This window comes from Streptomyces sp. NPDC002133, from assembly GCF_040296405.1.
GTDB lineage: Bacteria > Actinomycetota > Actinomycetes > Streptomycetales > Streptomycetaceae > Streptomyces.
This window is the reverse complement of the sequence record NZ_JBEOXF010000042.1, coordinates 1-25,691: the sequence shown is the minus strand read 5'-3', so window position 1 is coordinate 25,691 and position 25,691 is coordinate 1. Positions and strand designations below refer to the sequence as shown.

The window sequence follows — 25,691 nt, the reverse complement described above, 5'->3', positions numbered from 1 at the left end:
GATGAGGCCCCCGGGCCAGATTTGTCGATCTGCTGGTGATGATGTATAGCATCAATCCCAGCTATGGTCGCAGCTCATGAACCTGGGAAGCGTCGATCTCAACCTTCTCCTGGCGTTGGACGCCCTGCTCGCCGAGCGGAACGTAACCCGGGCGGCCTCCCGGGTGGGGCTCAGTCAGCCCGGCATGAGCAGCGCTCTGGCCCGGTTGCGGAAACTGTTCGGGGACCCGCTGCTCGTTCGCGAGGGCACGACGCTCGTCGCGACGGCACGTGCCGAAGCGCTCGTGCAACCGGTCCGGGAGGCCCTCGACATCATCGAGCGCGCACTGAACGACAGGCTCGGCTTCGACCCCGACAGCGACGAGTGCACGGTCAGGGTCAGCTGTTCCGATTACAGCGTGCTCATATTGATCGGGCCGCTCGTGCGCCGTCTGGCCGCCGAGGCGCCCGGTGTCACGATCCAGGTCCGGCCCCGCTCGCCCGATCCTACGCGGATGCTGCTCGACGGCGCGACAGACCTCGTCATCGAGCCGACTGCGATCATGGGAGAGGTCTCCTTGCCTTCGCTGCGGCTGTTCACCGATCGATGGCTGTGCTGCGTCTGGGAGGGCAACAGCAAGGTTGGTGACGAGCTGAGCTTGCAGACGTACATGCAACTCGGCCACGTCGTCTATTCGATGGGGCGTCATGCACCGGCCGCCGTTGTGGACACCTACCTGGCCCAAACCGCGCTGCGCCGACGGGTCGAATTCACCGTGGAGAGCTTCCTGCTCGCGCCGACGGTTCTGGAGGGCACCGACCTGGTCGCCTTCGTGCTCGAGAGAGCAGTCCCCCTCCTGCAACGTGCCGCGGCGATCCGGTTGCTCGAACCCCCCCTGCGGATTCCACCGATCACCCAGACGCTGTGGTGGAGCCCGCACCGCACCACGGACCCGGCACTCGCGTGGGTCCGGGCGAAAATCGGTGAGATCGCCGCCGACCTGGACGCTCCTGACGCGTGACCTTACGCCCACCTCCACCGGGTCCACCGCTGCCCCAGGGCGGCCGGCGGCAGTAGGGACCTGTCCCCGAGTGGTGGACACCTCTGAGCCCGGCCCCGGAAAGGGCCGGGGGAGGGGTCTGGGCAGGCAGCGGTGTGCAGGGGCGGGGCCGGATGGCCGCGCCCTCACACCGCGCCGCCAAGACGCAGAAGACGGCGCGCAGGGGCGCACTGTGTCACAGCCCGGGCGTTTCGGCTCGTTACTTGCGCGAGCGAGCGATCCACGGACGGCGTAGAGGCGAAACGTGGTGGTCGGAAACGCCGTCCGACCCGACGAGTTCCCGGCCGCCTGTACCACTGGGCCGTCCCTCGACGCCTCCGGCGGGCTTACGTCCTTGAACTCGTCGGCGCCTCCGCAAGAACGGCCTGCGCGTCCTGTCGTCGGCGTTCAAAGCGGGCGCCTGCTGACTGCCCGCCAGCCGTGGCGAACACACCCTGAATATTCGGTAACTCGAGACGAATGTCCTGTAAACAAATTGTGAACGGGCCAGTTCCTGACCCCGGCTTCGCGGCACACGACAGGCGATATCTCCGACCAGGCCGGACAGAGGGACGCTGCTGGAGTACCCGCGCCAAGACTGGTGCAACGCCGCCTAGTTGGCCGCTTCCTTCGCGGTTCGGGGAGCTCTGCATGCGGAGTCATCCGGCCGGGCTCCCACGTTGTTGATCCACTGGCGTCCCTGCTGCGCGCGCGGGCCCGACTCGACCCGGACCCACTGTCATCGCGTGTCACACCGTCCTGCTCTGTCCTGTCCATTGACTGACAGTCAAGAACAGAGGCGACACATGGCGCGCTGAGTGCGTCATCCGCCGACGTCAAGAAACGAGGACATCCCCATGGGTCTGAATCGCGAGCTCACCGACGCCGAGATCGTGGCCACCCCCACCCCGAGCCCGGACCTGCTGACCCCGGACAACTCGGTGTTCCTGTTTGTCGACCACCAGCCGCAGATGTTCTTCGGTGTCGGCAGCGGCGACCGGACGGCGATCGTCAACGCCACCGTCGGGCTGGCCAAGAGCGCCAAGGCGTTCAACGTCCCGGTCATCCTCAGCACCGTTGCGGCGGAGACCTTCTCCGGCCCCCTCCTTCCTCAGCTCGCCGAGGTCTTCCCCAAGGAGCCGGTCATCGACCGCAGCACGATGAACCCCTGGGAGGACAGCGCCTTCATCGAGGCGATCAAGGCCACCGGCCGCAAGAAGATCGTCCTGGCCGGCCTCTGGACCGAGGTGTGCGTCGCCCTGCCCGCCCTCTCCGCGCTTGCCCAGGGCTACGAGGTGTACGTCGTCGCCGACGCCTGCGGCGGTCTCACCCCCGAGGCCCACGAGCACGCGATCCAGCGCATGATCCAGGCGGGCGTTGTCCCGGTCACCTGGATCACGGTCCTGCTGGAGCTGCAGCGTGACTGGGCCCGCACCGAGACCTATGACGCTGTCGTCGACATCGCCATGGAGCACGACGGCGCCTACGGCCTCGGCCTGGTCTACGCGAAGAAGTTCATCGGCGCCAACGCCGCCGGCTGATCCACCCCCACTTGGCAGGCCGAGGCCGGACATCCTCCGTCCCCGGCCTGCCGGCCGGAACCGCCGACCGAGGCCGACGGGCCCTCACCAGGCAGCCCACCGGGGCCTCATGTCCCGGGCAGCGGCACAGCGCACCGTTCGAAGGAGCCCCACCCGCCGTGAACGGCAGCACCCCCGACAACCACGGTCCCCGGCACGCACCGGCCCACGGCGATCGACTGCGCGTCCCACTCACCGCGCTCACCGTCGTCACCGGACTCGTCGACGCGATCAGCTACCTGGGACTCGGCCAGGTCTTCACCGCGAACATGACCGGCAACGTCGTCATCATCGCGTTCGCCGCGGCCGGGGCTCCGGGCTTCTCGCTTCTCGCGTCCCTGGTCTCCCTCGCCGCGTTCCTCGGTGGAGCGGTCGTCGCGGGACGCCTGACACTGGCATTGCGTCAGTATCCGCCCCACCGCTGGCTCTGCATCTCCCTGGCCGTCGAGGCGGTGCTCCTGCTCATTGCCGCGGCCGTGGCGTTCGCCGTCCCGCACCAGGCGCGCTACCCGCTGATCGTCCTGACGGCGGTGGCCATGGGCATACGCAACGGCACCATACGCAAGCTGGCAGTGCCGGACATGACCACCACCGTGCTCACCCTCACCGTCACCGGGCTGGCCTTCGACTCCTCACTCGCGGGCGGCACCAACCGCGGGGCCGCCCGCCGCATCATCGCGGTCCTCGCCATACTCGCCGGTGCCCTGCTGGGAGCCTGGCTCGTGCTGCATCACGGACTGGGCTGGCCCTTGCTCATCAGCGCCGTGAGCGTCGCGGCCACGGCCCTCGTACTCCTCCGCATCCCCGCGGCGCAGCCCCGCAGCGCGTGAGCGGACCGAACGCCGCAGGCGACCGTCCAGGCCCCGCGGCCGCAAAGCGCCCACCGCAACCCCACCCCACACCCCTTGACCTACTTTCGGGAGATTCCCATGGCTACGATTCCCGTCGGCGGGCTGGTCCCCGTCGCCACCGACGCCGCCGCTGACGTAGTGGTCCGTAACGCGAAGGTCTACACCGCCGACCCCGCCCGCCCGCAGGCCGGCGCGGTCGCCATCCGGGACGGCCGCATCACCGCCGTCGGCGACGACGCCGACGTCGCACCATTTGTCGGGCCACGGACCCGGGTGGTCGACGCACTCGGCCGCAGAGTCGTCCCCGGCCTCAACGACTCACACCTGCACGTCATCCGCGGCGGACTCAACTACGTCCTCGAACTGCGCTGGGACGGCGTGCCGTCACTGCGGCAGGCGCTGGCGATGCTGCGCGAGCAGGCGGGCCGTACCCCCAAGGGGCAGTGGGTGCGGGTGGTGGGCGGCTGGACCGCGGACCAGTTCGCCGAACGCCACCTGCCCACGGTCGCGGAGCTGAACGCCGCGGCCCCGGACACCCCCGTCTTCGTGCTGCACCTCTACCAGTCCGCGATCCTCAACCGCGCCGCGCTGAAGGCAGCCGGGTTCACCAAGGACACCCCCGACCCCAAGGGCGGGCAGATCGTCCGCGGACGCGACGGCGAGCCCACCGGGCTCCTGCTGGCCGCGCCCAGCGCGCTGATCCTGTACTCGACGCTGGCCAAGGCCCCGGTGCTGGAGGGCGAGGACAAGAAGACCTCCACGCTGCACTTCCTGCGCGAGCTCAACCGGTTCGGCCTGACCTCCGCCATCGACGCCGCAGGCGGCTTCCAGAACTTCCCCGACAACTACGGCACCGTCACCGACCTGGCCAAGGAGGGCAGGCTGTCCTTGCGGATCGCCTACCACCTCTTCCCCCAGACCGTGGGCCAGGAACTCGCCGACCTCAAGCGCTGGATCGGGATGGTCCGGCCCGGCGACGGCGACGAGTGGCTGCGCCTCAACGGCGCCGGTGAGAACCTCACCTGGGCGGCGGCCGACTTCGAGAACTTCACCGAACCCCGCCCCCAGCTCGGCAACTACGAAGCCGAGTTCGAGGAGGCCGTCCGCCTGCTGTCGGAGAACGGCTGGGGCTTCCGCCTGCACGCCACCTACGACGAGACCATCCGGCGCGACCTGGCGGTCTTCGAGAAGCTCGCCGCCGAGGGGCTGTTCCCGGCCGGCAACCGCTGGCTGTTCGACCACGCCGAGACCGTCACCCCGGAGAGTCTGGACCGCATCGCCGCACTCGGCGGGGCACTGTCCATCCAGAACCGGCTCTCCTTCCAGGGCGAGGCGTTCGTCCGCCGCTACGGCGCCGCCGCAGCCGAGCAGGCCCCACCCGTGCGGGCCATGCTGGAGCGCGGGCTGACCGTGGGCGCCGGCACGGACGCCACCCGCGTCTCCTCCTACAACCCCTGGGTCGCCCTGCACTGGCTCGTCTCCGGCAAGACCGTCGGCGACCTCACCATCCACTCGCCCGGCAACCGAGTCGACCGCGAGACCGCACTGGCCCTCTACACCCAGGGCGGCGCGAAGCTGACCGGCGAGGACGACGTCAAGGGCGTCCTGCGCCCGGGCTACTACGGTGACCTGGCCGTCCTCTCCGACGACTTCTTCACCGTGCCGGAGCAGGACATCCCGCACATCGAGTCCCTGCTGACCGTTGTCGGCGGCCGCATCGTCTACGCGGCCGGCGCATACGAGGGCCTGGACGAGGAACTCCCCGTGATCAGCCCGCAATGGAGCCCAGTCGCCCACTTCGGCGGCTACCAGGCCACCGTCAAGCCCAGCATCTCCGGCGCCCGCCAGGCCGAACTCCTCGGCCAGGTTGTCGCCGAATCCGAGCAGCACCGCCAGTGGCGCGCCCAGCGCGGATTCACCCCCGAAGAGCCCACCGAGATCTTCGACACCTGCTTCGCCCTCTGATCCCGGGAATCCACGCACAGCACATCAGGAGCCCCCATGAACGACCCCAACGCACCCTCCTCGGCCTTCCGGCACAGCGCCCAGGAGTTCCTGCTCACCTTCGTCCTGCTGTTCGGCGTGACGACCATCGTGCGCTGGGTCATCGGACCGTCCGCCGTCTCCGACGCGATCCCCGGGATCCACCTGAAGCTGGTCGTCGTGGGTGTGGCCGTCGGCCTCCTTGTCGCCGGGCTCATCCTCAGCCCTCCCGGCAAGCAGTCCGGCGGCCACATGAACCCGGCGATCTCCCTGGCCATGTGGCGCTTCGGGGTCTTCCCCGGCGCGGCCGTGACGCCCTACATCGTGGCTCAGCTCGCCGGATCCCTGCTCGGCGTGCTCGCGGCGCGGGGCGTGTGGGGCAGCGCCGTCGGCGCTCCCCAGGTGGCCTACGCCGCCCTGCAGCCCGCCCCCGGCTGGTCGGCCACGGGGCTCTTCTTGGCGGAGACGGCGTCCATGGGCGTCCTCGTGCTCGTCGTGGGGCTGTTCCTGTCGGTGCACCGGCTGACGCACTTCATCCCCTACCTGGTGGGCCTGCTCGTCGGCCTGTCCATCGCCCTGCTGGGCACGAGCACCGGCGGCAGCCTCAACCCCGCTCGCCAGTTCGGCCCGGCGCTGGCCGCCGGACAGTACGCCTTCCTGTGGGTCTATCTGCTCGCCCCGATGCTCGGCGCCGTCCTGGCACCGGTCGTACGGGACCTCTGCTTCGGACACCGCCAGGTGCGCACCCACCGCCTGCACGGCGCCCGCCCCGGCGGGACCCCGCTGCACCACCCCGAGACCGTCGCCAGAGACTGAGCTTGACGTTTGTTGTCGCTGGTAAATCGACCTGCTGAGACCGGCGGGATTCGGGCATACGCAGGGCGGCCGCCTGCGTGGCTTCGTACCCGGCACCGACGACCGGGCGGAGAAGTCCGCGCCCAGCTCCTCCTTCCCCGGCCGCGCTGCCCGCTTCCCGACCTCCTCCAGGAGCGCACGATCGACACAGTCCCCGCCTGCGGCGCACCCGGGCTCAGTGGGCGGCAGTGAACGTGAGTTGCGCCCAGTCGGCGAAGCTGGTCCAGGCGATTCCCGGGTGGGCCGCATGCAGCACAGGGATGTCGACGCGGTAACCGGGTCCGTTGAGAAACGCCCACATTGCGTGCATGTCCGGATCGCCGACCGCCTCCAGCGGTAGGTACTCATGCCGGACTTCCCGTCCCAGGGCGGCGCTCAGCGCGGCTGCCATGTGTGCCGGGGTGGGTGCATCGCTCGCCAGCTCAATACGCCGGCCCACGTAGGGGGCGGGGTTGAGCAGCACCTCGGCCGCGAAAGCACCATGGTCGGCGCGGGCAAGCTGCTGCAACGGCCTGTCGGAGGGGAGCGGCAGGTCGAGCACCCCGCCGAGGATGCGCTCCGCTCCGCCAAGGGCGTTGTCGAAGAAATACGTGGGACCCAGAATCGTATATGGCACATCGCTGGAGTCCAGCTCGGCTTCAATGCGGGCCTTACTGTCGAAATGCGGTACGCCGCTTCCTTTGTCGGCCCCGGCCACCGAGCTGAACACCAAATGCGGTACGTACTTCTCGCCGGCGGCAGCGAGGATTGCCTGCCCCTGGGCGACCTCGGCGTCCAAGCCGGCTTCAAAGGGAGTGGTGTAGGCGAAGACCCCCGCCACCCCGTCCATCGCTGCGGCGAGGGTTCCGCGGTCACTCAGGGAACCCGCCACAAGGTCCACACCCTGATCGGCCAGTCGGCGCGCGGACTCTCGCTCGGGGTCCCGAACCATCGCCCGCACCCTGGCGTCGCGACCCAACAACGCGCCGGTCACGGCCTTGCCCTGTCCGCCGGTCGCGGCAAGCACCAGAACAGGCTTATCAATCATCAAAGAGCTCCCTCGTTGTGGGCATGAGCAATGGACCGTCAGCGGCGGCACCAACCGTATTTGTTCGTGGCAGGCGGCACGCGCATGCGCGGCGGCGCGGACGCAGGATCCCTTTACCCGTCAGGGGGTGTCGCTGCTCTCAGCCCGGTCGAAGAACTTTTATCGCCATGAAGCCGTGGGCGTTACTGCCGCCTGTGCGCGGCGCTGCGGCGATTGTCCGGGCTCGCCGGTCCGAGAAGGCTGGTCTGTGTGTACGCCGTCCTCGACGGCCGCGCGATGCGCTGGGTCGTGGAGGCCGCACCCGACTTCCCTGGGATCGGGGACTCAGTGAGCCTGGTCCATGACGCGCCGAACTCCGGACCGGCCAAACGTCAGGTCGAGGCGAAGGCAGGGATCTCCCTCGGTACGGGCTGGAGCCTGCCGGCCGCTTCCCTGCTCGTGGCGGGGTGCTGGGAGTGTCCGTCTTCTGACGTGCCCACGTGTGCCGTCACCCCGGTCCTGCGACGCCACCCGACAAGGCACTGCCAGGTGGTAGCCGAACCGAATTCTCGCTCGTGCCGTTGGGGTCACCCGCCGGCTGTGTGAGACGGACCGTTTCAGGACGTGCGAGCCTGACCGGGGTGTCGCACGGACAGTCCCCGATTCAGTCGCGGCGTGTCGTGTCGCTGAGGACTTGCTCGCGAAGGATGTCGGCGTGGCCGCAGTGCTGGGCCAGTTCGCGCAGCGTGTGGAGGTAGATCCAACGCAGCGGCAGTGGACCCCGGCGATTGCCCCGTACGAGTTCGTCCAGCGTCAAATGTGCCGTGGCGCGACGGGACTCCGCGCATGCCTGCTGGTAGGCACGCTGGACTGTGGCGATCGTGTCGCCGTCGTGGAGGTCGAACGACTCGTCCGGCGAGTCGGGAATGCCGATTTCAGTACGGGATCGGCAGGTGATCGCCTCATCGAACCAGACCTTCTCGACGAACGTGGCGTGCTTGACCAGGCCGAGCAGCGTGGTCTTGGACGTGACCAGCGACCGGCGTGCCTGCTCTTCGGTCAGCCCGTTCAGGCTGTCGTGCAGCATGGATCGATGCTCCTCGAGGAATGCCTCGAACTGATCGCGGAGCGCTCCGTGGAAGGCGGCGGGTTCCGCCGACGGGTGGAAGACCATGACCGCAACGATAAGCTGGTCAGCTCCTGTTTCGAGGTCCCACCTGCGTGGAGCGCATCCAGGCGACGATGGCTTCCACGGCGTTGACGACTGCTTCGAAGCGCAGGGAGTGGAACAAGTCGAACGTGTGCTGCGCTCCGGGGAGTTCCACGCCGGCGCTCCGGGCACGTACACGCGCGATGCCCGTACGGCGGGCGGCCGTACGGGCATCGCGCAGTGTCGCCCGGTGGCCCTAGGTGACCAGCGACCACTTCTGGTTGCCGGCGCCCGTGCAGGTCCAGATCTGTGTCGGCGTCCCGTCCGCCGGATTGTTGTCCAGCACGTCCAGGCACTTGTTCGCCGTCAGATTGACCACGTCGTTGGTCGACGCGTTGTACGCCCATCTCTGCGCGCCCGTGCCGTTGCAGTCCCACAGCTGGACGCGGGTGCCGTTCGCCGTGCCCGCGGCCGCCGCGTCGAGGCACTTGCCGAGCGCTCGGACGGTGCCGTCGGTGCCCACCGTCCAGCGCTGGGCGGCGGTGCCGTTGCAGCCGTAGAGCTGCACCGGCGTGCCGTTGGCGGCGTTGGCGCCGGCGACGTCCAGGCATTTGCCGGCGAGGCCCCTGAGCGTTCCGCTCGTGCCCCCGCCGCCGTCGGATGTGGTGACGCGTACGTAGTCGACGACGAGTTGCTGGGGGAAGACGGTCGAGCCGTCCGGGTCGCCGGGCCAGTAGCCGCCGACGGCGAGGTTGAGGATGAGGAAGAAGGGCTTGTTGAAGACCCACTGCCGGCCGCCGAGGTCGGCGGGGGTGCGGCGCTGGTAGACGTTGCCGTCCACGGACCAGGTGATGGCGTCGGGTGTCCAGTCGACGGCGAAGGTGTGGAAGGCGTCGGCGAAGGCCTGGCCGCCGGGCAGGGAGTAGGCGGCGCCGATGCCGCCGCTGCCGAAGTAGCCGGGGCCGTGGAGGGTGCCGTGCACGGTGCCCGGCTCGAAGCCGACGTTCTCCATGATGTCGATCTCGCCGCTGTTCGGCCAGCCGACATCGCCGATGTCGCTGCCGAGCATCCAGAACGCGGGCCACATGCCCTGGCCGCGCGGGACCTTCATCCGGGCCTCGACGTGCCCGTAGGTCTGGGTGAAGCGGCCCGCCGTGTTGAGCCGGGCGGAGGTGTACTCGCACCGGCCGTACCAGCACGAGTAGTTGCCGGGGTTCTCGCGGCGGGCCGTGATGACCAGTTGTCCCTGGCCGTTGAGCGCGGCGTTGGCGTTGCCCGGGGTGTAGTACTGGCGCTCGTGGTTGGCAACGTTGTCGCCGGTCTCGATCTGCCACTTGGATCCGTCGACGGCTGCTCCGGCGGGACCGTCGAAGTTGTCCTCGAAGTTCACGGCTTGAATCGTGGGGGTGGGAGCCGCCGTTGAGCTGGGTGCCCAGCTCAGTGCGGCGGTCAGTGCCGCGACCGTCAGGGCGATGGCGCGGAACGGGCGCCTGTGCATCCGTAACGGGCGCCTGTGCATGCGGAGTGACATGGGGGGTGCCTCGATTCCTGGTGTGGGGACGCCAACCGGGCCGGGGGAGCGGTGGTTGGCGATCGTGCACTGGTTGGCGGGAATTCCGGCGCTGGTCTGTACCAGCCTTCAGGGAGTGAACTCTCTTGATGGGGCCCTGTCAACGCGTGGAGCGGCGCGTGCGCGTCCGCGAAAGGTCCTGGGCGAAAGAGCGCTCCCCGCGCAGCCGTGGCGACGCGCTGAGAGCGCTCTCCGGAGTGATGTACCACCCCCACCCCACAGGGACAACCGAAGGCGGGCGAATCCGGTGCCACGGACCCGGACGATGCCCGGTGTCGTCCGCCGCGGCCGGGCGCCTGGAGTGCAGACTCATCGGGACGAGCGCGAAGGGGACGTCATGAGAGGGAGATACGGGATGCGACAAGCGCAGAGCAACGGACCGTCCCTCCCGGAACACCGCGAACGATGAATCGACGAAGCGACGAGTCGACAGGCGACCGACCCGACGACACACCGGCGGAGCCGGGCGCGGCGGTGCTGCCCGAGCGACGGGTCGTACGCCTCCTCGCGATGCTCACGGCGGCGGCCGGCAGCCTCGATGCCGTGTGTGTGACGGGACTTGACGGTGTGTTCGCCAGTGTCATCACCGGCAACCTCGTCCAACTCGGCCGTGCCCTCGTAGCCCTGGACGGCCGGCTGGCGGCGGGCGCGACGGTGGCGGTCGGGTGCTATGCCCTGGGCGTTGCGGCCGCCACTGCCGGGCTGGGCCGTCGCGGCGCGGGCTGGTACCGGCGAACAAGCCTGATCGTGACGGCCGAGCTGGCGCTGCTCGCCGGTGTCGCAGGCGGGTGGCCCGCCACCGAGGGGCACCCCGGCGCCGGCGCCGGCCTGCTCTTCCTCGCGGCGGCCGGCGCCGCGATGGGAGTGCAGAGCGCGGTGACGAGCAGCTCCGGTGTGCCGGGGGCGTCGACCACCTACCTGACCGGTACGTTGACCGGCCTCGCCCGCGCCCTCGGCGGTGAGCCGCACCGGTTCGCCGCCGCGGCCGCCGCCCGGTTGGCGGCGTTCCTGTGCGGCGCCACGGCCGGCGCCCTGCTGCTGCGGTTCGCGCCCCTGTGGGCGCCGGTCCTGCCGATGGTGCTGGTCGCTGCCGTCGTGGTGACCGCTACGGCATTCATCCAGGAACGGGTGGAGGAGAGCGGCTGATCAGTTGGAGCGGTTCCCATGGACACCGGTGCGGAACACCGTCCAGTACCACCGAGACCCGCGACCGCCACCCGTGGCGCACGTCGGCGGACCGCTGCGCACACGGCGCCTTCGTGCGCCGTGTCCGTCCCTGCCGCGCCAGTCCGCCTCCGGAGATCACACGGCGGCCGGCGGTGACGACGCCTCCAGGGCCACCACGGCCTCACTCGTGTACACCAGGAAGGTCAGCGTCTCCTGGAAGTACAGCCGTATGTTCCGGTCGTCGTGCGACAGGTAGCCGATGGACACGTCCTGGCCGAGGCACAGCTCGAAGTCGCCGCCCCGCGTGGACACCAGAAAGGCCCCGTCGATGGCGGGCGCCCAGATGATCTCGCCGTCCAGCAGCCGCGCGAGGTGCTTGATGATCGGGTAACCGTAGTCGGAGGTCTCGCTGACTGCGGTGTACGCCTCGGCGCTGAGCGCCAGCATGTACTCGCCGCCGACACCCGCCAGCCGCAGTGCGGTCATGGCCTGGCTGATGGCGTTCGGGTACTCGCGTACCTCGGCCGGCAGGGTCAGGGCGGGGTTCGAGGAGCTCTCGCGCAGGCCGGCGATGCCCGCGGCGGCATAACCTTCGAACACCGCACGGTCCTCGGCGAACGCAATCTGCCGGGCAGCGTCCTTGACCGGCTGCCAGTCCGCGTCCTTGGCCCCGCGTGCGACGTCGTCGACCTGTCGGCGATCGACGGTGAAGGGAACGCGGAGCTCCACGATCGGCTGCGCGCAGCGGACGTGGGCGATGACCCCCTCGGCCGGTGCGTCCACGCCATCCAGATGCCCGGTGCCCACCGCGGACAGCTCAAGGCCGCCCTGCTCGGGAACGTCGACGATCCGTCGCCCGGCCACATGGCGCTTGAACGTACGTCGCGCCTCCTCCTCCAAGTCGGCCCAGGCGGCAGTGGAGATGGGCGCCAGTTCACGGTGCAGGTTGTTCATCGGCGGTGCTCGCCTTCATGTCGCCGATCCTCAGGGAAACGTCCGAGGGGCGCGCTCCGGCGTCGGACACCGTCGCCGTGTGGGCCTCGGAGTACGCGCCCGTGCCGGGCGGATCGGGAAGATTGTCGAGGAAGTCGGTGGTCGGCACGTAGAACAGCGAACCGGTGACCGCGGTGGAGAAGTCCAGGATGCGGTCGTGGGACGCCGGCGGCTCGCCCAGGAACATGCGCTCCAGCATCGTCTCGGTCACTGCCGGGGTACGGGCGTACCCGATGAAGTACGTACCGAATTCGCCCTGTCCGACGCTCCCGAAGGGCATGTTGTCCCGAAGGATCTCGTGCTTCGTCCCATCAGGATCGACGACAGTGGTCAGGGCGACATGGGAATCGGCCGGTTTGATCTCGTCGTCCAGTTCGATGTCGGACAGCTTCCTCCGTCCGACCGCCATCTCCTGCGCTTCCACCGGCAGGGCGTTCCACGCCTGCAGATCGTGGAGGTACTTCTGCACGATCACATAACTGCCTCCGGTGAACTGCGGGTCCTCGTCGCCGACCAGGACCGCCCCTCTCGCCGCCGGCCCCACCGGGTTCTCGGTTCCGTCGACGAATCCGAGCAGGTCACGCATGTCGAAGTACATGAACCCCTGCACCTCGTCGCGCACCGTGACCGCGCCCTGAAGACCATCCATGATCTCGGCGGCCAGGCCGAAGCACAGATCCAGCCGCTCGGCACGGATGTGGAAGAGCAGGTCACCGGGCGTCGACACCGCGCGGTGCCTGGCTCCGACCAGTTCACGAAAGGTGTGCAGCTCCGCCGGGCGCGGCCCGGCGAACAGGCGCCCCCATACCCGTGATCCGATGCCTGCGACACAGCTGAGCTTCCCGCTGGTTGCCCGGAAGCCGACGGCCCGCTGCAGTCCCATCAGGTCGGACAGCAGCTTCCGCACCGCGGGCTCGCCCCCTGGATCGACCGTCATCACCAGAAAGATCGCCGCAGCCGTCAGGGGGGACAGCACAGTCTGGGGCACCGGTTCCTCGGGGAGTCCGGCCATGGCCACACCTCTTCCCGGTCGTCGCGAGCGGGGCCCGCCGGCACGGTCGAAGTCGGCGCATGTCCCCTCGCTCCTCACCGTCCCGGTGCACGTACCTCGGTCGACGGCGTGGCGGAAACCGAAGGGAAACGCCCTTTTCACTGTAAGACGGGTACTCCGGCACCTGCCACCGCAGCCCGGGCCCCCCGGTTGTCCGTACGCGTCGGGCGGGCCCGAACGGTGGCCCTGAAGGCCGCGGCGCCGCGGCACGCCACTGCCGACACAGGTGCGCGAAAAAGGGTGCGCGCGGCGGGACAGTAGCGTGGCGCGATGACCGCGCCACCCGATTTGCTCTCCCGAGCCCTGGGCGACCCGGGCGACCCGCCGTTGCGGCTCCTACCCCGGCCCGCGGAGCAGCTCCTGCACCGCGTGCAGGCACCGCCGCGCCTGGCCGCCCATCTGCGGGCCGTCCACGATGTCGCGCACCGACTCGTCGCGTGGGTGGCCGACCGATATCCGCACCTCGACGTCGACCGCGAGGCCGTGCTCTTCGGGGCGGCCACGCACGACATCGGCAAGACCGTGTACATCGCCGAACTCTCCGGACCCGGGGCCCTGCACGAGGAGGCCGGGCGGCAACTGCTCCTGGACCACGGCTTCGCCCCGCACCTGGCCCGGTTCGCCGGGACCCACGCGTCGTGGACGGCCCCGGATGCGACGCTCGAGGACCTGCTGGTCAGCACGGCCGACAAGGTATGGAAGAACAAGCGGGTCCCGGATCTCGAGGACCTGGTGATCTCACGGCTCGCCGAGTCGACCGGCCGTGCGCGCTGGGAGGAGTACCTCGCCCTGGACGAACTGCTGGGCGCCATCGGTGAGGGCGCGGACCAGCGGCTGGCCTTCCAGGCGTCGTTCCCGGTGCACGCCTGAGGCTCGGGGGATCCGGACGGCGAGCACCGCGCCCGGCCGGGCCGCCGGGACCCCGACCGGGTCGGACGGTGCCAGGTCGCAGGTGAAGCGGCGGGCCTCGGCGATGCTCTGTTCGGCGATCGACTCGGCGGTGGGGACACGGCGGCGCGCGGTCGCCGTGTCCGCGTCCCGGGTGCGGGCGGCGGCCTGTACGAGCACCTGCAGGCTGGGCGACGGGGAACACGCGGGTTCGCACCCGGGCGGCCGGCCTACTTCGGCCGTGCGCCCCGTTCGCCCAGCGCGGCCCTCAGCCGGGCGATGTCCTCGGCATCCTTGGCCCGCCTCGGCAAGCCGGGAACCCACACCGGCATCATCTCCTTGATCTCGATCTGGGCCTCGGGGCTGACGACGGCACATCGCAGCGCACCGATACGCCCGTGCTCCGCGTCGAGCATTCCCTGCGGCCAGGGCGCACCGGCCCAGGGGCCGCCCGCGACCACCAGGCGCCCCGTCACGTCCTCGGCGACGAACGTGAAGCTGCTGTCGAGGCCGTCCTTGGCGAAGTCCACCTGCAGATCGGGCGGTGGTCCGGGCACCGGTTCGAAGCCGCGCCGCAGCAGCCCCTCGGTCAACTCGGCCGCGTGCTCCGCCCTCGTGGTCGCGAGTCAACTTCTCGGCCGTAAACGACCGAGCGTGTTGGCTCTGTCGTTTGCGCCTTGTCGCGCTCCCGACTGCCCCCTACGACGGGGCGGTCACGGGTCGCATCTACCAGCGAAAGGAGGTGTTCAGGTCCTTTGTGGTACGGGTCCGTTGACGAGAACCCACGCCGAGCGTGCGCGGTTGCGCACGTTGACCCCGGCGACGTGGTCGGCGGGGCCGGCGAGCCCGCACCGACGACAGGAGAAGGTGTCCCGGACGGGACGGTTGTTTCTTGCGGTGTGCCCGCATCTGGGGCACATCTGCGAGGTGTAGTGGGCGTCCACCCAGATCACCGGCACTCCGGCCCGCCGGGCCTTGTAGCGGAGGTGTTCTTCGAGCTGGTGGAACGGCCAGGAGGAGAGCGCGGCCCGCTGGTCGCGGAAAGGCCGTACCCGGTCACGGATGCCACTCAGTTCTTCGAGGGCGATTCCGCGTCCGGTGCGTTGTGCGACGGCCACGATCTCCTTGCTGATCCTGTGGTTGACATGAGTAGCGTGCCGGGCTTCCTTCTTCGCCCGGCGTTTGGCTCGCCTGGTGGCGGAGCGGGTCTGCTTCGCCTGGAGTTCGGCTCGCTTGCGGGCGTGCCAGCGCCGGTAGCGGCCAAGGCGGCGGCCCTGGTAGTTGGTCCCGTCGGACGTGGTGGCGAGGTTGGCGATGCCCCGGTCCACGCCGACCCAGTCCACCGGGTCGGTGTTGAGCGGCGCTTCGGGAATCTCGCAGGTGGCGATCAGGAACCACATGCCGTCCCGGTGCACGAGATCCGACTCGCCCCGCCGGAATTTCTCGAGCATCGCCAACTGGTCGGGGTGCCCGGTGTACCGGACGTTCTTGATTCGCCCGGCCACGGTCCAGATGCTGACCGTCTGCGCGTCGTGCTGCCAGGACAGGATCCGGTCGTCGTACGGCTGGGCCGCATCAGGCCGGAAAACGATCGGCTTCGACTCCGCGCGCCTGCGCCGCTTCGATGCGGCCGGACCCAGGTTTCCCGCCCGGATGTTGGCGCGCAACGTGGCGTAGGCGTCCACGACCTTCTTCACCGTGCGTACGGCCGGTTGGGCAGCCAGCCCGAACTCCGCCTTCAAGCGGGCGTAGACGAGCTTTTGCAGCTCGTTGCGGGTGGTGGTGCCCGTCTTGTGCGCCACCGCCGATGCGGCATCGGCCGCCCGGTTGCACACGGCCAGGGTCGCCGCCAAAGCCGCCGCCACCTCGGGCGACGGCAGCAGTTTCACCTGCACCACGACCTTCACCCCTTCAACCTAACCTCCACCACTGACATTGATACTCGTAGCCGGTTCTCGGCGGCTGTGGCTCTACCACTGACTGACGCCCTGCTGGGCTGTCTTCTAGTTGTTCTGTCAACAGCCGAAAGCACAGGTCACGACAGACACGGAGCGAACTCCGCCGCTCCGCGGCTCCGCTCCAAGCACCCATGCCTCCCCGGCCTGAAGGCCCGGGCCTCCTGGGAGAAATCAGGTGAATTCGCCGAGTTAGAAGTCCATGGCCCAGCCCCCGCGCAGCCATACGGCGACGTCGAGGGCATCGGCCAACTGCGTCACCTCGGAGATGAGGCGCAGCTGCCGGTCGGCGCGTGTCACGTCCATGGCCGAGCAGGCTATGCGGCGGCCGCGCGGGGCGCCTGGCCCATGACCGCGGTGAGTGGTGGAACCGCCGCCGCATCGGGCCGTTCGCCGGGCGGTTTCCACCGCTTCTACCGCGTCGCCGGCCGGGTCACCGCGGTGACCAGTTCCGTGAGCGCCGCGGCCAGCGCGGTGATGCCGGGGCCCGCGGGGCCGCCGGGCTCGCGCATGTAGACGTCGCGGCGGATCTCGATCATCAGCGCGCTGACCCGGTGGTCCTTGCCGTAGTGCTCCAGGGGCACGTAGGTGCCGGCGAAAGGGCTGTCGATGCCCGTGCCGCCGAAGCCCGCGAACGCCTTTTCGGCGAGGCCGAGAAGGGAGGCCGGTGTGTGGAAGGGGTCGGTTCCGAGGCAGATCGGCGGGCGTGGTCCTTCGCCGTGGAGTTCGTACGGCAGCGGCTCGGTCGGATACGAGTGGACGTCGATGACCACCGCTCGGCCGGTCGCGGCGAGCCGGTCGGCCACCGCCGCGGTCATCGCGTCGGTGTAGGGACGGAAGTAGCGGTCGATCAGGGGCTGCGGGTCGGTCTCCGATGACCGGAGCGGCTCGCGGTGCGTGGTCCGGGTGTACACCGCGCCCATGCCGACGGCGAGCATCTCCTCGCGCTCGTCGGGGAATCGCTCGGGGTCGACGACGAGGCGCGAGAGGCCGTTGACGAACCGCCAGGGCGTGAGCGGCGCGGCCTCGGCCGCCGCGGCGGCGAGTTCGGCCGTGTGGGCGTCGGTGATGTGGTCCAGTTCGCGCTCGAGTGCGCGGTCGTCCAGGACGATTCCTCGGCGGACCGCTTCGGGGACGGCCCGGGAGGAGTGCGGGACGTGGAGGAGGACGGGGGAGTCGTCGGCGCCGGGGAGGAGGTGGAAGGGCCGGGGTGTCTCGTTCATGGGTGGTGGTGTCCTCTTCTTGGCGCGTCGCGGCACTGGTTCTGTAGTCGAATTCTCGTCCGAGTCGTATTCCGGCCAGCCTTCGCCGTGCCCTTCCCGTGGATTGTCATGTCCACCTACCGTGGCCGGGGTCCACTGCCAGTGGATGCGGACAACGGGGGAACGGGGGAAGGGCGATGCTGTCCATGCGCGCAAGTGGGGCCCGGGCCAGGGCCCGGGCACTCATCCTAGGGGCGGCGTTACTGGCGCTGCCTGCGACAACGGTGGTGCCGGTGGCCGCCGTCACGGCCGACGCGGATCGCGTGAGCCAGGAGAGAGACACGGCCGGGCACGGCGACGAGCGACAGGACCGGCCGTATCCCAACATCGACGTACGCGGAGACACGCGCGTCCCGCCCGAGGCCGCACAGCTGCGCGCGGCGCAGGAGTTGGACGGCGCCGCCGTGCGCTGGGGCCGGTACGGCACGCCGCGGACGGTGTCGCCGCTCGGGAAGGACAAGGCGCTCGGTGCCGCCAGGAGCGGCGACCCGCAGGCCCTCGCCCTCGCGTATCTCCGTGAGCACGCCGACCTGTACGGGCTCTCCGCGTCCGACCTCGAAGGCCTGGAGATCGTCAAGTCGTACCGGACGAAACACAACGGGGTACGGCACGTGTTCATCGGGCAGACCGACCGGGGCGTACCCGTGCACGGGGCCCGCCTCCAGGTCGCCGTCGACAAGGACGGCCGGATCCTCACCGCCACCGGAAGCCTCGTTCCCGGGGCGCGCGCCGGCGCAACCGCCCCGCTGGACAAGGGCGCTGCCGTGAAGCGCGCCGCGGGCGCCGTCGGTACGGACGAGCCCCGAGGGACCGTCACCGCCGAGCGCGTCACCTTCCCGCTCGCGGACGGCACCGCCCGGCCCGCCTGGCGGACCACGCTCACCGCCCGGAACGGGCATCTGTACGACACCGTCGTCGACGCCGAGGACGGCCGGATCCTGCTCCGCAACGACCTCACGCACAACGAGGGACCGGAGGGCCGCGTCTTCACCGGGCAGAACCCGACGACGGGAGCCGCCACCGTCGTACCGTTCAGCGGGCTCGGCCGGTCCTGGGTGTCCGGGCGGGTCACCACCGGCAACAACGCCGAGGTGTCGCACAATCCGGACGGGCAGGAGTCACTCGGCTACCAGCCGCAGACCCCGGCCGCGGGCGACCCGGCGTACCAGCACTTCACCTACACCTTCACCGACGCGTTCCGCAGCAGCGGGGGCACGGACCTCACGACCGACCGGGACGCGGTCGTCACGCAGGCCTTCTACTACACCAACCGCATGCACGACTTCCTCTACGGGCTCGGGTTCGACGAGGCATCCGGCAACTTCCAGGAGGACAACCTCGGGCAGGGCGGCGCCGGCGGCGACCGCGTCCAGGTGTACGTCGACTTCAACGCCAACGGGGACGCCGCCTGCAACGCGAACTTCGGCACCCCGGCGGACGGCCAGAACCCGACCATGCGGCTCTTCGTCGGCCGGGCCTCGTGCGGCAACCACAACACCCACCGCGGGATGAACGGCGACACCGTCGCCCACGAGTACAGCCACGGACTGTCCCACCGCCTCGTCGGCGGCGGCGACATGGGCGACGGCGAGCAGACCGGAGCCCTCGGGGAGGGCTGGAGCGACGCGGTCGCCACATCGATGTGGAGCGACCCGGTCTACGGCGAGTACAACAACGGCGAGCCGACGGGTGTGCGCCGTGTCGCCTACGACAACAGCACGCTCACCTACGGCGACCTGTGCGACGACGGCTCGTGCCAGGTCCACGACGACGGAGAGATCTGGGCCACCGCCATGTGGGACATGCGTACCGCGCTGATCGGGGCCCACGGCGCGGCGGGTGGCAAGCAGCGGCACGAACAGCTCATGGTCGACGGCATGAAGCTGACCCCGTCCGCACCGGACTTCCTCGACGCCCGCAACGGCATCCTCGCCGCGGACCGCGCCACGTACGGCGGCGCCGACCAGTGTCTGCTGTGGGGCGTCTTCGCCCGGCGCGGCATGGGCGCGAGCGCCACGTCACCAAGCCAGGACCAGGCCGATCCGGCCACCGACTTCCCCGCCGCCTGCCGGCCCACCGCCGACGCGGGCGGCCCGTACACCACCCGGGAGGGCACGGACGTACGGCTCGACGCGAGCGGCAGCACCAGCCCGGGCGGCGGCGGGGCGTACGCCTGGGACTTCGACGGCGACGGCGCCTACGACGACGCCACGGGCATCAACCCGGTGTTCGACCGCGTCGGCCAGGACGGCACGTACACCGTGGGCCTGCGGGTCTCCAACGCCGCCGGAGCCGACACGGACACCGCCACCGTGACCGTCACCAACGTCGCGCCCGCGATCAGCTTCACCGTCGCCGGGCCGCGCGAGGAGGGCGGGAAGCTCACCGTCAGCGGTACGGTCACCGACCCCGGCTGGCTCGACCCGCTCACGGCCACCATCGATCCCGGTGACGGCAAGCCCGTACCCTTGCCGGGGCAGCTGGAGAACGACCGACCGGACGCCACGCTCACCTTCAGCCGGCAGATCGTCTTCGGCGACAACGGCACCTTCACAGTGAAGGTGTGCGGCAGCGACGACGACACCACGACCTGCCGCGACGCCGAGATCACGGTGGCGAACGTCGACCCGACCGCGGCGATCGACACGTCGGAGGCCGTTCAACTCGCCGGAGGCAGGACGCTCGTCGTGCACGCGGGCAAGGAGGAGACGTACGCCGCGCGCGTGACCGACCCCGGCAGCGACGACGAGACCATGACCTGGTCATGGGGCGACGGCTCGCCGAACACCGCGACCACCTCGCTGGTCAACCCGCCCAACCCCGACCCCGTCCGCAGCCCGAGCGTCCAGCCGCGCGATGTGACGGACAACCAGGCACACACGTACGACAAGCCGTGCCTGTACCAGCTGTCGTTCACCGCCCGCGACGACGACGGAGGCACCGGCTCCGACGGTGTCCCGCTGATCGTGCAGGGCAACGCGCCGCTGTCCCTCCTCGCCGACATCTGGTACGTCAAGTACCTGACCGGGGACCTCTCCGGGCTCGGCAAGGAACGGCTCGACTGCTATCTGAAGATCGTCGAGCACTCGAGCGCGGTCTTCTCGGAGCTCGTCGACGTGTCCACGCAGGAGAAGGCGGCGAGCACGCTCTTCCTCACGCTGCTGAACCCCAAGCGTGCCTTCGACCGCCAGCTGCTCGCCGCCTGGCTGAACTTTGCCAACGGTGCCTTCGACGCCGACGAGCTGGTCGACACCGACGGTGACCTGAAGGCGGACACCCCGTTCCTGGAGGCGGTGCAGAACGCCGAGAAGGTACGCCTGGACCCGGACGCGACCAGTGCCGAACTCGCCCGGCAGGCATCCATCCTGACCTGCATCAACGTGCCGCTCGTATGACGAAGGCACGCGCGCTGTGTGCGATCGCCGCCGCCCTGCTCCTCGGGGCGGCGGCGACCGCCTGCACGAGCGGGTCCCCGGACGACGACCCGGCTCAGGGCAGCACCTCCGTGACCCCGGCCCCCGATCCGTCGACGGCCCCACCGACAACCGGCCCCCCGACGCCCCTCCCGCCGTCCCCTTCGGGTTCCGGTTCACCGCCGGGCTCGCCCTCGGACTCGCCTTCTCCGTCGTCACCCGCCCCGCCGCCGACCGTCCTCACCGAGGCCGACAGCGGGCTGACCGTCACGCTCGCCGTGGGAGCGACGGTGCCGCTGCGGCTCGACAGCCGCCTGCGGTGGGAGACCCCGTCGACCAGCGGCCGCGCCGTCACACTCGTACCCGTCGCGTACGAGTCCGACCCCGGCTACCGCGAGTGGGAGCTCCGCGCCGAGCGCCCGGGCGAGACTGTCGTACGCACCACGGGCACGGGACGGTCCGGCCCGCTGGATGTGCGCATCACCGTTCGCGTCAGCCGCTGAGGGGGAGAGGGGCGGTGTGTCCGTCTCGGACGGGCTGGAATCGCGGGCCGGCTGCGGCGACGCCGCGAGGGGCAGCCGGGTCCCGGCTGCCCCTCGCGGTTACTCCCGTAGTGGGACTGGCGTCTGTCAGGTCAGTCGGCGGCGGATCCACCAGGCGCAGAACCCGGTCAGGGCCAGGGCGAGGCCGAGGTAGAGCCCCGTCTCGGCCCATTGAAGGGCCCAGAAGTTGCCGGCGGGCTGGTACGTCACCTGCTGCTTGTAGCCCTGGGCGCCGAGGTCGGCGATGCAGCCTTCGAATTGCTGCAGGGTGGGCGGGCCCGACTCGGTGTGCAGGCAGTCGGCGAAGGACGACGGCACGGGGGCCGGCTGACCGGCCGCGTTCAGCGTCTGTTGGGAGGTGACCCAGGCCCCGGGCACTTCTTCGAGGTGCGCGACGACCTGCTTGGCGCCCTCCTGGACGCTGATGGGGGCGCCGCCGGGCTCGATCGGCACGGTGGTCCGGTCCGTGGCGGCCAGGTGGGGCCGGATCCACATCGGCACGACGATCTGGACTGCGGCGTAGAGGGCGAACGTGGTGGCCATCGCGGGCAGGGTGCGGCGGATGAGGACGCCGAGGGCCACGCCCAGGACGAAGGCGAAGGCGGCATGGGCCATGGGGACGACACCCCGTGCGGCGAAGGCCACGGGGTCGAGCCGCGGGAAGTACGTGTCCGTCGCGCCCCCGCCGTTGACAGCCCGGTCGATGGGGCTGCTCCACCAGCTCACCGCGAGTGAGGCCAGTCCGGCAGCGGTCATGGCGGCCGCCGCACCAAGGCCCAGCTTGGTCGCCAGCCAGCGCGTGCGGGTGACGCCCTGGTTCCACGCGAGGTAGTGGGTGCCGGTCTCCAGTTCACGGGAGACCAGTGGCGCGCCCCAGAACATCCCGATGACCGCCGGCACGGCAAGTACGACCATCAGTCCGGTGTAGTAGAGGGTCTGGTCCGAACTGGAGATCTGGTCCACCAGGCTGCTGCCGGCAGCTCGGTAGAGGTCGGCCAGCTGCGGGCCGGTGCCCGCGAGGGTGGCGGCGAAAGCAGCCACCGCGGCAAACATCACGGCGGCCTGGGTGCGGAACTGGCGCCAGGTCAGCCAGATCATCGGAGTACCTCCAGCGCAGGTCGGGTGTCACGTACCGCATCGGCGGGCCGGGTCATGTAGGCCAGGACAATGTCTTCCAGACCGAGCGGGCTGACGGTCCAGGACGGATCGTGGACCGCGGTGTCGGTGCGCACCAGGAGGGTGGTCTGCCGTTCGGTGTGGCTGGCGGTGATGACGTGCACACCGGCCGGCAGCGTGTCCGGGTCCCGGCGCGGTCCGGTGAGCCGGTGGTGGCAGGCGACCAGGTCGTCGATGTCGCCGGCCACCTGCACCCGGGAGTCGACCAGGACGATGACGTAGTCGCAGGACCGCTCCACGTCGGAGACCAGGTGGGAGGAGAGCACGACGCTCAGCTCGTGCTCGGCGACGGCCTCCATCAGGTCCTGCATGAACTCCCGTCGGGCGAGCGGGTCCAGGGCCGCGACCGGCTCGTCCAGGATGAGCAGTTCCGGGCGCTTGGCGACGCCCAGGGTGAGAGCGAGCTGCGCGCGCTGGCCGCCGGACAGCTTGCCGGCCCGCTGCTTGGGGTCCAGACCGAGGCGACGGATCCGGTCGCGCGCCAGGCCGTCGTCCCAGTTCGGGTTGAGGCGCTTGCCGAAGTCGAGGTGGTCGGCGACGCTCAGCGCGGCGTAGGTCGGGGTGTCCTGGGCGACGAAGCCGACCTTGGCGAGCTGTTCCACACCCTCGGCAGGACGGCCACCGCACACCTCGATGGTGCCTGCTGTCGGGGTGAGCATGCCGGAGGCCAGGTTCAACAAGGTCGACTTGCCTGCGCCGTTGGGGCCGACCAGGCCCACAACCCGGCCGGCGGGAACGTCCAGGTCGCAGTTCTGCAGCGCCCAGCGCTGCTTGTACCTCTTGCCCAGGCCCTGGGCTCGCAAGACAGCGCTCACGCTACGTCCTCTCCGGCGGCGTCACGAAATGTATTCATGAACAGCGCCTCGATGCTCTCGTCGTCGAGCCCGGCCAGGCGGGCCTTGGTCAGCCAGCGCTGCAGGTCCTTGCGCAGCGGTCCGTGCGCGGCGAGCGTGGCGTCGGCCAGCGTCCGGGTCACGAACGTTCCGACGCCGGGACGGGCGGCCACCAGACCGTCGTGCTCCAGCTCGCGGTACGCCTTGAGCACTGTGTTCGGGTTGACCGCCATCTGCTTCGCCACGTCCTTGACCGTCGGCAGCCGGTCCCCCTCCTTCAGCAGGCCCAGGCGCAGAGCATGCCGAACCTGCTGGACCAGCTGCTGGTACGGGGACAGGCCGGACCGGCCGTTCAGGTGGAACTCAATCACCGGTTCCTCCATTTATCTAGTTGCCTAGCACTATAGCTCTCTACGTCGGCCGTTCGGCAAGGCGTGCACTGCGGCGCCGGCCGCCGGCACCGAGGGGGGCAACCGCACAAGGTTGGCGCTCGCCAGACCTCGCCCCTCTCCTTGTATGTGGCGATGCTTGGCAGTTGCGCCGCGAGCTGGCCGCCGAGCTCTGCTCAAAAGCGACCAGGGGCGGGCAAGGTTGGCCCGCACTGAACGGGAACGGGGGAGCCATTGCGTGGCATCCGTCCAGGGCGGACGCTCTAACGGCTGGTTCCGAGAGCCATCCCGAGCACCAGGCCGCACGAGGCGCTGATGCCGATGATGAACAGGACTCCGGCGTACCGGCCGATGACGCGCATCACAGACCGACCCGGCTGTTGCCGTTCCTGACGGCCAAGCGTGCGCTCAATTCCTCGCGCGCCTTGAGCGCCACAACATTGCCGGGCAAGGCGTCCCACTCGACGCCGCCGCGCACCGGCCGCATCTGCGCGCGCCCTCCGACCTTCCCCATGACGACACCGATACGCCCACTGGCCGCGTCCTTACCCAGTTCGCCGATACCTGGTCCGGTCTGCTGCTTGCTCGTCATGCCCAGCAGGATCGCCACTGATGCAACACCGTCAGAAGGTCCGACTGATTACCCAACTTGGGTAAGATCACAGGAGGTAGAGAACTAGCGACGTTGCGTAGCCCTCGTCAGGGAGCTTGCCGATGCGCGAGCCGTCTCGTCCGCAGGAGCTTCCTGTCAGGCTTCTCACCGATCCTCAGATGATCGAGGCGTGTCGAGCCCGGGACTTCGCCAAAGTCTTCCTGCTGGTGAAAACGCACGCGGGCATCTACCCGTCGATGATCGCCCGGCGCTGCGACATGACCCCCAGCCGCGTCGGCGAAGTGATGGCAGGGCGCCGCCAGTTGCTGCACATGGACGTCATTGAGCGCATCGCGGACGGCTTACGCATCCCAGGACACATGCTCGGACTCTCCCGTCGGTCCTGGGAGACTCCCGCAGCCCTCGCGCTCGCCGAACGAGAACCACCGCAGGCGGCGGAACCGGAGCCGCCCGCACCCGCTGCTCTGCCGGGTGCCGATGTCGACAGCATCCTTGCCCTCACCGCGCGAACGAGTCCCAGTCCGTCGACCCTTCAGGCGCTCCAATCCTCGATCGAGGATTACTGGCGACGGGACGACCAGCACGGCGGCGAAGCTCTCCGGCCGGCTGTAGTCGGACAGCTCAGATATGTCGTCGGGCTCTTGAAGGAGAACCGACCAGCGCCCATTCGGCACGGGTTGTACGGGGTGGCGGCCGAGCTGGCACGCCTCACCGGCTGGACGTACTTCGACGCGCGCCAGTTCAACCAGGCCCGTGCGTACTTCACCGAGGCGCTGCAATTTGCCAGGGAGATCGACGACCGGCATTTCATGGCCAACGTGCTGTCCTGCTTGAGCTTGCAGGCGACCTATCAGGACAAGCCGGCGGGCGCCCTGGCCTTCGTCAACGCGGCCCAGGACGAGGCCCGTGCCGCCCTCGGCACCACGCCGCGTGTCCTGTCGATGCTCTCCATGCGGGAAGCTTTTGCGCATGCCTCACTGGGCAACGGGGGCGCTGCCCATGAGGCGATCGGCGAAGCCCATCGCCGATTATCAAGGTCAGTACTGCCGTTGGCCTCGACCACCCCGGGGGCTGCCATCACCGCGGATCACGGTCGCCAGACTGTTTACGTGCGCACGGCCCGGGACAGGTGGACGAGCAGCGCCCGTCATGCGGTTGTTGTAGGACGGACTGAGGGCGTCTGGGGTCAGCAAGGCTTACCGTGAGGCCAGAACCCCCGTTCGAGCCGTTACGGCGAGGCCGTCCGCGAGGCGTCGGTGTCTCGCCGTGCCAACTCATTTCTCGCTGCTCGGCCAAGCGCCTACGAGTACGGCTCACGATCTTCCGCGCGTCGACGACACCGAGCTGAAGGATCTCAGCGATCTCGGAGTAGTCGCAATCGAACGCCTCTCTCAGG

Annotated in this window: 23 protein-coding genes; 10 read left to right on the top strand and 13 right to left on the bottom strand. The window is 69.8% G+C overall.

The annotated features are described in order from the left end of the window. The first annotated feature begins 76 nt into the window (after positions 1-76). The 5 genes from ABT078_RS29940 to ABT078_RS29920 all read left to right on the top strand — a co-directional run bounded on the left by ABT078_RS29940 (position 77) and on the right by ABT078_RS29920 (position 6,248). Positions 77-1,000 carry a LysR substrate-binding domain-containing protein gene (locus ABT078_RS29940; RefSeq protein WP_351233142.1) on the top strand — a complete coding sequence of 308 codons (924 nt, stop codon included), beginning with the start codon at positions 77-79 and terminating at the stop codon, positions 998-1,000. A gap of 875 nt (positions 1,001-1,875) precedes the next feature. After that, entirely contained in the window at positions 1,876-2,559 is a 684-nt protein-coding gene (locus ABT078_RS29935) for a hydrolase (RefSeq protein ID WP_351233140.1), read from the top strand. Positions 2,560-2,717: 158 nt separating this feature from the next. Then, positions 2,718-3,428 carry a YoaK family protein gene (locus ABT078_RS29930; protein ID WP_351233138.1) on the top strand — a complete coding sequence of 237 codons (711 nt, stop codon included), beginning with the start codon at positions 2,718-2,720 and terminating at the stop codon, positions 3,426-3,428. A 99-nt stretch (positions 3,429-3,527) separates the two neighbouring features. Then, entirely contained in the window at positions 3,528-5,414 is a 1,887-nt protein-coding gene (locus ABT078_RS29925) for an amidohydrolase (RefSeq protein WP_351233136.1), read from the top strand. 36 nt (positions 5,415-5,450) lie between these two features. Continuing rightward, entirely contained in the window at positions 5,451-6,248 is a 798-nt protein-coding gene (locus ABT078_RS29920) for an MIP/aquaporin family protein (protein WP_351233134.1), read from the top strand. A 214-nt stretch (positions 6,249-6,462) separates the two neighbouring features. On the opposite strand, the gene ABT078_RS29915 is transcribed toward ABT078_RS29920, so the two are convergent. The 4 genes from ABT078_RS29915 to ABT078_RS29900 form a co-directional block, all read right to left on the bottom strand. Next, positions 6,463-7,314, bottom strand: a complete 852-nt coding sequence (locus ABT078_RS29915; RefSeq protein ID WP_351233132.1) for an NmrA/HSCARG family protein — start codon at positions 7,312-7,314, stop codon at positions 6,463-6,465. A 643-nt stretch (positions 7,315-7,957) separates the two neighbouring features. Next, positions 7,958-8,467: a DinB family protein gene (locus ABT078_RS29910; RefSeq protein ID WP_351233130.1), complete on the bottom strand. Its 510-nt coding sequence runs from the start codon at positions 8,465-8,467 to the stop codon at positions 7,958-7,960. A 19-nt stretch (positions 8,468-8,486) separates the two neighbouring features. After that, positions 8,487-8,618, bottom strand: coding sequence for a hypothetical protein (locus tag ABT078_RS29905; protein ID WP_351233128.1), 132 nt, complete (start codon positions 8,616-8,618; stop codon positions 8,487-8,489). An 81-nt stretch (positions 8,619-8,699) separates the two neighbouring features. Next, positions 8,700-9,962: a ricin-type beta-trefoil lectin domain protein gene (locus ABT078_RS29900; protein WP_351233126.1), complete on the bottom strand. Its 1,263-nt coding sequence runs from the start codon at positions 9,960-9,962 to the stop codon at positions 8,700-8,702. Positions 9,963-10,418: 456 nt separating this feature from the next. Between ABT078_RS29900 and ABT078_RS29895 the strand changes: the two genes are divergently transcribed. Further along, positions 10,419-11,159 (top strand): YoaK family protein, encoded by a 741-nt coding sequence (locus ABT078_RS29895; RefSeq protein WP_351233124.1) that lies wholly within the window; start codon positions 10,419-10,421, stop codon positions 11,157-11,159. A gap of 156 nt (positions 11,160-11,315) precedes the next feature. Here ABT078_RS29895 and ABT078_RS29890 read toward each other — a convergent pair whose 3' ends face one another. Next, entirely contained in the window at positions 11,316-12,134 is an 819-nt protein-coding gene (locus tag ABT078_RS29890; protein ID WP_351233122.1) for a family 1 encapsulin nanocompartment shell protein, read from the bottom strand. Further along, positions 12,115-13,185 carry a Dyp-type peroxidase gene (locus tag ABT078_RS29885; protein WP_351233120.1) on the bottom strand — a complete coding sequence of 357 codons (1,071 nt, stop codon included), beginning with the start codon at positions 13,183-13,185 and terminating at the stop codon, positions 12,115-12,117. The genes ABT078_RS29890 and ABT078_RS29885 overlap by 20 nt, the downstream gene beginning before the upstream one ends. Positions 13,186-13,494: 309 nt before the next feature. Between ABT078_RS29885 and ABT078_RS29880 the strand changes: the two genes are divergently transcribed. Next, the gene (locus ABT078_RS29880) at positions 13,495-14,094 is read left to right on the top strand and encodes an HD domain-containing protein (RefSeq protein WP_351233118.1); all 600 of its coding nucleotides are present in this window, start codon (positions 13,495-13,497) and stop codon (positions 14,092-14,094) included. A gap of 248 nt (positions 14,095-14,342) precedes the next feature. On the opposite strand, the gene ABT078_RS29870 is transcribed toward ABT078_RS29880, so the two are convergent. From ABT078_RS29870 to ABT078_RS29860, 3 genes are all read right to left on the bottom strand, one after another. Further along, a complete protein-coding gene (locus tag ABT078_RS29870; RefSeq protein ID WP_351233116.1) occupies positions 14,343-14,705 on the bottom strand; it encodes an aminoglycoside adenylyltransferase in 363 nt (120 codons plus the stop codon). A gap of 153 nt (positions 14,706-14,858) precedes the next feature. After that, positions 14,859-16,019 carry an RNA-guided endonuclease InsQ/TnpB family protein gene (locus tag ABT078_RS29865; RefSeq protein ID WP_351233114.1) on the bottom strand — a complete coding sequence of 387 codons (1,161 nt, stop codon included), beginning with the start codon at positions 16,017-16,019 and terminating at the stop codon, positions 14,859-14,861. A gap of 461 nt (positions 16,020-16,480) precedes the next feature. After that, positions 16,481-17,290 (bottom strand): N-formylglutamate amidohydrolase, encoded by an 810-nt coding sequence (locus ABT078_RS29860; RefSeq protein WP_351233112.1) that lies wholly within the window; start codon positions 17,288-17,290, stop codon positions 16,481-16,483. Positions 17,291-17,592: 302 nt separating this feature from the next. Between ABT078_RS29860 and ABT078_RS29855 the strand changes: the two genes are divergently transcribed. Both ABT078_RS29855 and ABT078_RS29850 read left to right on the top strand, forming a co-directional pair. Further along, positions 17,593-20,724, top strand: a complete 3,132-nt coding sequence (locus ABT078_RS29855; protein ID WP_351233110.1) for a M36 family metallopeptidase — start codon at positions 17,593-17,595, stop codon at positions 20,722-20,724. After that, positions 20,721-21,245 carry a hypothetical protein gene (locus tag ABT078_RS29850; RefSeq protein WP_351233108.1) on the top strand — a complete coding sequence of 175 codons (525 nt, stop codon included), beginning with the start codon at positions 20,721-20,723 and terminating at the stop codon, positions 21,243-21,245. The genes ABT078_RS29855 and ABT078_RS29850 overlap by 4 nt, the downstream gene beginning before the upstream one ends. Before the next feature lie 126 nt (positions 21,246-21,371). Here the strand turns inward: ABT078_RS29850 and ABT078_RS29845 are convergent, their stop codons facing one another. The 4 genes from ABT078_RS29845 to ABT078_RS29830 form a co-directional block, all read right to left on the bottom strand. Further along, positions 21,372-22,382 (bottom strand): ABC-2 membrane transporter-related protein, encoded by a 1,011-nt coding sequence (locus tag ABT078_RS29845; protein ID WP_351233106.1) that lies wholly within the window; start codon positions 22,380-22,382, stop codon positions 21,372-21,374. Beyond that, on the bottom strand, positions 22,379-23,275 hold the full coding sequence (locus ABT078_RS29840) for an ABC transporter ATP-binding protein (protein WP_351233104.1): 897 nt from the start codon (positions 23,273-23,275) through the stop codon (positions 22,379-22,381). The genes ABT078_RS29845 and ABT078_RS29840 overlap by 4 nt, the downstream gene beginning before the upstream one ends. Then, the gene (locus tag ABT078_RS29835) at positions 23,272-23,676 is read right to left on the bottom strand and encodes a GntR family transcriptional regulator (protein WP_351233102.1); all 405 of its coding nucleotides are present in this window, start codon (positions 23,674-23,676) and stop codon (positions 23,272-23,274) included. Before ABT078_RS29835 ends, ABT078_RS29840 begins: the two co-directional genes overlap by 4 nt. A 367-nt stretch (positions 23,677-24,043) precedes the next feature. Further along, positions 24,044-24,274, bottom strand: a complete 231-nt coding sequence (locus ABT078_RS29830; RefSeq protein WP_351233227.1) for a hypothetical protein — start codon at positions 24,272-24,274, stop codon at positions 24,044-24,046. Between the two features lie 122 nt (positions 24,275-24,396). Here ABT078_RS29830 and ABT078_RS29825 point away from each other — a divergent pair, with 122 nt between their 5' ends. After that, positions 24,397-25,500, top strand: a complete 1,104-nt coding sequence (locus tag ABT078_RS29825; RefSeq protein ID WP_351233100.1) for an NsdA family TPR-like regulatory protein — start codon at positions 24,397-24,399, stop codon at positions 25,498-25,500. Positions 25,501-25,691 lie beyond the last annotated feature (191 nt).